Origin of the sequence: Rhodococcus sp. (in: high G+C Gram-positive bacteria) (assembly GCF_049286785.1) — a bacterium.
Lineage (GTDB): Bacteria > Actinomycetota > Actinomycetes > Mycobacteriales > Mycobacteriaceae > Rhodococcus_F.
Window position 1 is genome coordinate 1 of record NZ_JBAQEO010000282.1, and the last position, 4,769, is coordinate 4,769.

At 66.4% G+C, this 4,769-nt stretch carries 3 protein-coding genes; 2 read left to right on the forward strand and 1 reads right to left on the reverse strand.

The window, feature by feature from the left end; genetic code table 11:
- Positions 1-757: globin domain-containing protein (locus tag WAW17_RS11230; protein WP_422333057.1), on the reverse strand; the 757-nt coding region annotated here is incomplete at its 3' end.
- A 222-nt stretch (positions 758-979) separates the two neighbouring features.
- On the opposite strand from WAW17_RS11230, the gene WAW17_RS11235 reads away from it, so the two are divergent.
- Together WAW17_RS11235 and clpB are read left to right on the forward strand one after the other, a co-directional pair.
- Positions 980-2,038, forward strand: coding sequence for an alpha/beta hydrolase (locus WAW17_RS11235; RefSeq protein WP_422333058.1), 1,059 nt, complete (start codon positions 980-982; stop codon positions 2,036-2,038).
- 157 nt (positions 2,039-2,195) lie between these two features.
- Positions 2,196-4,748: an ATP-dependent chaperone ClpB gene (gene clpB, locus WAW17_RS11240; protein ID WP_422333059.1), complete on the forward strand. Its 2,553-nt coding sequence runs from the start codon at positions 2,196-2,198 to the stop codon at positions 4,746-4,748.
- Positions 4,749-4,769 lie beyond the last annotated feature (21 nt).

Genomic DNA, 4,769 nt, shown 5'->3' on the forward strand with positions numbered 1-4,769 from the left:
TACCCGAACCGATCATGAGGACGTCGAGTCCACAATCCCGGTCGACCTCGAGCCCGCCGAGCGGGGAGCTGAGCAGCCATCGGTCACCGACTCGGGTTTCGTTGACGATGGCCGGACTGACCCAGCCGCCCGACACGCGCCGCACATGGAATTCGAGCTGCCCATAGGGATTGGCGGGTATGGCGGCGGAGAGATACCGCCACATGCGGGGGCGTTGCGGGACCTGGACGCTGAGGTACTGTCCGGCCCCGTAGGGAATGGGGGTGTCGGTCTCGAGCCGAACGATCGCGACATCGTCGAGACGCCGTTGGTGCTCGACCACGGTGGCGCCCCACGTTGCCGGGAGGTCGTCGTTGGCGGCAGCCTCTGCCATCGTCTGCAGCGTCAAGTCGATCAGCTGCGTCCAGGCCGCGGACAACGACGGTGTCCAGATCGCATAGGTGAATGTGCTCCGGACAGCCACGTGGAGAGCTTCCCGGGCGGCGGAGTAGTGCTGTCCCTCCATGCCGTACTTGCGATGGTCGCGGCCGAGTTGGGCGAGGAAACTCAGCAGCCGATCCTCGTCGTCAAGGTTGTCGATGACGTATTCCAGTGCCTGCACCACGCGCCGGCCGAGCTGATCCAGTGCGGCCGGGAAGAGGGAGCGGAAAGAGGGATACGTGGCGAAAAGCGTGGAGAAGAAGGTGGTGGCGAGACGGGTAGGCCCCTCCTCGGTGGACAGAATCGACGAGAAGCTGGCGCGCAGACGGGAGATCACGAGCGGATCCAGGCAATCTCGTGTCAAGCCGTCCCCTGATGCATGCGTGGTGATACGAACTTCCGCAGTCTAGCCGTCGGAGGCGCGTACTTCCGGTTACGAGAAAGGTGCCGTGGGGCAGCGGCGGCAGAAATTAATACGTTGCGCTTGAGTCGCAACCCTTGACAGGGCACCATGTGCAGGCGGTGCGGGTCAGGGTCGACACGGGGGGATGGGGGACGGATGACGGTTGCTGTTGCGGGGAATCCGCGGGGGATTTCTCTCATCCGGAGGGTGGCGCTGACCACGCTGCTCTCGGTCCTTGCCTCAGTCGGGGGTGTGCCGACCGCCTCGGCCGAAACGCATCTCGATGCGGAGGAGCTCTCGGCAGACGAGGCGCCGGACGGGTCGCGACTGGTCGCGGTTGCCCCGGTGGGCGAAAGGCAGTTCGATTTCACCGTGCATTCGACCGCCATGGACAAGGACATCACGGTCCGGGTACTCCGCGCGGCAACCGAGAACCGGCCGACCGTGTACCTGCTCGGCGGCGTGGAGGGGAACTCCGAGAAGTACGGGTGGGAACCCAAGGCCGAGGTCGGGAGATTCTTCGCCGGCGAGGATGTCAACGTGGTCATTCCGTTCGGCGGGGAGTCGAGCTATTACACCGACTGGAAACGCGACGACCCGAAGCTGGGCCGCAACAAGTGGCAGACCTTCCTCACCGACGAACTGCCGCCAATCCTCGACTCGGCGCTCCACACCAGTGGCAGGAACGCTGTGGCGGGCCTGTCGATGTCGGCCACCAGCGTGCTCAACCTGGCCATCTTCCGGCCCGGCCTCTACCAGGCGGTCGGTGCCTACAGCGGCTGCGCGATGACGAGCGATCCGGTGGCGCGGCGATTCGTCGAAATCACCGTCGCCGACTTCGGTGGCAATCCCGAGAACATGTGGGGTTCTGCCAACGATCCGCTGTGGGCCGCCAACGATCCGTACGTCAACGCCGAACGCCTGCGCGGTACCGCCCTCTATCTCTCGACCGGGTCGGGACTGCCCGGACCGCACGACACCCTGGACTCCCGAACGGTCGCGGGTAACCGGGGCACCCTCGCCACCCAGGTGGTGGTCGGCGGGGTCATCGAGGCGGTGACCAGTGACTGCACCACGAAACTGGCAGGCAAACTCGATGCCCTCGGTATTCCGGCGACGGTCGATCTTCGCCCGGTGGGTACCCACTCGTGGGGTTACTGGCGAGACGACCTCTCCACATCCTGGCCCGTTCTGGCAGGTGCCATTGGCGCCTGAGCCGGGCGCTCACGCGCGACAATGGAGGGGCGCGGAAGGAGAGGTTAGAGTTGAGCGGAACAGACTCAACCTTTCGTGCGTTGAGGATCATGACAGCGTCGCCCGGGCTCCGGTCCGCGGGCGGCGAACCGCTCTACTTCGCCAGAAGAGGTGACCAGTGGACTCGTTCAACCCCACTACCAAGACGCAGGCTGCGCTGACCGCAGCGCTCCAGTCGGCGTCGTCGGCCGGCAACCCCGACATCAGGCCCGCGCACCTGCTCGTCGCGTTGCTCGATCAGACCGATGGCATCGCGGCGCCACTGCTCAAGGCAGTCGGGGTCGACCCGGCCGCCGTCCACCGAGAAGCTCAGACTCTCGTCGACCGGCTCCCCAGGACGACCGGCGCCACCACCACGCCCCAACTCGGGCGTGAGGCGCTCGCTTCACTCACCACCGCCCAGCGGCTCGCCACCGAACTCGACGACGAGTACGTGTCGACCGAGCATCTGATGGTGGGTCTCGCATCCGGGGAGTCGGACGTTTCCGCCCTCCTCACCCGTCACGGCGCCACCCCGGACGCCCTGCGTGAGGCGTTCACCACCGTCCGCGGCAGTGCGCGGGTCACGAGCCCCGACCCGGAGGGGACATACCAGGCGCTGGAGAAGTACTCCACCGACCTCACCGCCGCCGCGCGCGAGGGCAAGCTCGACCCGGTGATCGGACGGGACAACGAGATTCGCCGCGTCGTGCAGGTGCTGAGCCGGCGGACCAAGAACAACCCGGTGCTGATCGGTGAACCCGGTGTCGGTAAGACCGCGATCGTCGAAGGGCTCGCCCAGCGGATCGTGGCGGGCGACGTCCCCGAGTCGCTCCGCGGCAAGTCCGTCATCTCACTCGACCTCGGTTCGATGGTGGCGGGCGCGAAGTACCGCGGCGAGTTCGAGGAACGACTCAAGGCCGTCCTCGACGACATCAAGAACTCCGCAGGCCAGGTCATCACCTTCATCGACGAGCTCCACACCATCGTCGGCGCCGGTGCCACCGGTGAATCCGCGATGGACGCCGGAAACATGATCAAGCCCATGCTCGCTCGCGGTGAGCTGCGACTGGTCGGTGCCACCACCCTGGACGAGTACCGCAAGCACATCGAGAAGGACGCGGCCCTCGAACGCCGCTTCCAGCAGGTACTGGTCGGCGAACCCTCCGTCGAGGACACCGTCGGCATTCTCCGCGGCCTCAAGGAGCGGTACGAGGTTCACCACGGTGTGCGCATCACCGACTCCGCGCTGGTGGCCGCCGCGACCCTCAGCGACCGCTACATCACGTCCCGCTTCCTGCCGGACAAGGCCATCGACCTCGTCGACGAGGCTGCGTCCAAGCTGCGAATGGAGATCGACTCGCGCCCCGAGGAGATCGACACCGTCGAACGCATCGTCCGTCGCCTCGAGATCGAGGAGATGGCGTTGCAGAAGGAATCCGATGAGGCGTCGAAGGAGCGGCTCGAGAAGCTGCGCCAGGAACTGGCCGACGAGCGCGAGAAACTCAATCAGCTGACCACCCGGTGGAAGAACGAGAAACAGGCCATCGACTCCGTCCGCGAGGTCAAGGAACAGCTCGAGGCCCTGCGCGGCGAGGAAGAGCGTGCCGAACGCGACGGCGACCTCGGGCGGGCGGCAGAACTGCGGTACGGCAAGATCCCGCAACTCGAGAAGGAACTCGAGCAGGCGGCCGAGGAATCGGGAGCCGCCAGCGACGGTGACGTCATGCTCAAGGAGGAAGTGGGCCCCGACGACGTCGCCGACGTGGTCGCCGCATGGACCGGCATCCCCGCCGGCCGCATGATGGAAGGCGAGACCGAGAAGCTCCTGCGCATGGAGTCCGAACTGGGCAAGCGCGTGGTCGGGCAGACCGAGGCCGTGCAAGCGGTGTCGGATGCCGTCCGCCGCTCCCGTGCCGGAGTCGCCGATCCCAACCGGCCCACCGGTTCGTTCCTGTTCCTCGGACCGACCGGTGTCGGTAAGACGGAGCTGGCCAAGTCGCTGGCCGACTTCCTCTTCGACGACGAACGCTCCATGGTGCGCATCGACATGTCCGAGTACAGCGAGAAGCACTCGGTTGCGCGTCTGGTCGGTGCTCCTCCGGGCTACGTCGGCTACGAGTCGGGCGGCCAGCTCACCGAGGCTGTGCGGCGTCGCCCGTACTCGGTGGTGCTGTTCGACGAGGTGGAGAAGGCACACCCCGACGTATTCGACATCCTGCTCCAGGTGCTCGACGACGGGCGTCTGACCGACGGCCAGGGCCGGACCGTCGACTTCCGCAACACCATCCTGATCCTCACCTCGAACCTCGGCTCCGGAGGTACCAAGGACCAGGTGATGGACGCCGTGCGGCACGCGTTCAAGCCGGAATTCATCAACCGGCTCGACGACGTGGTGATCTTCGATCCGCTCTCGGAGGAACAGCTGGAGGCGATCGTCGAGATCCAGCTCGACCAGCTCTCGCACCGACTGGAGGCTCGCCGGCTCACACTGGACGTGTCCGATTCGGCCCGCTTCTGGCTGGCCGTCCGCGGCTACGACCCCCAGTACGGGGCCAGGCCGCTGCGCCGGCTCATTCAGCAGGCCATCGGTGACCAGCTGGCGAAGAAGCTGCTGGCCGGCGAGGTCAAGGACGGCGATACCGTCCCCGTCAAGGTCTCGGACAACGGAGACTCGCTGGTCCTCGGCTGACCCGAGCGACCGGGTAGCGAA